This window comes from Holdemanella hominis (genome assembly GCF_014306155.1).
Classification (GTDB): domain Bacteria; phylum Bacillota_I; class Bacilli_A; order Erysipelotrichales; family Erysipelotrichaceae; genus Holdemanella; species Holdemanella hominis.
The window spans coordinates 1-524 of sequence record NZ_JACRWH010000143.1 but is presented as its reverse complement, the minus strand read 5'-3'; the positions used below and the strand labels follow the sequence as shown (position 1 = coordinate 524).

Annotated in this window: 1 protein-coding gene; it reads left to right on the top strand. The window is 38.7% G+C overall.

The features are described 5' to 3' along the window. Positions 1-524: PfkB family carbohydrate kinase (locus H8911_RS12295; protein ID WP_255466379.1), on the top strand; the 524-nt coding region annotated here is incomplete at both ends.

Genomic DNA, 524 nt, shown 5'->3' with positions numbered 1-524 from the left:
CGTGCAGGATCTAGTATTTATACAGCTACAAGTGCGGATTTTAACTGGGATGAAATCTTTAAAGACTGTGCTTGGTTCCATATTACAGGGATTACACCTGCTTTATGTGACAATGTAGCCAAACTTACAATAGAAGCTTGTAAGAAAGCAAAGGAACATGGAGTTAAGATCTCATGTGACTTGAACTATCGTAATAAGCTATGGTCAAAAGAAAAAGCTGGTGAAGTCATGGCTAAGATCTGTGAATATGTCGATGTATGTATTGCCAATGAAGAAGATGCAGCCGATGTATTTGGAATCAAGGCCAGTGATACGGATGTAACAAGTGGTGAAGTCAATCGCGAAGGATATAAGGAAGTAGCTAGTGAATTGACAAAACGCTTTGGATTTGAAAAAGTAGCCATCACATTAAGAGAGTCAATCAATGCGAATATCAACAACTGGTCCGCTATGTTGTATGATGGAAAAGATTACTATTTCTCAAAGAGATACAACATGCAGATCGTAGATCGTGTAGGTGGTGG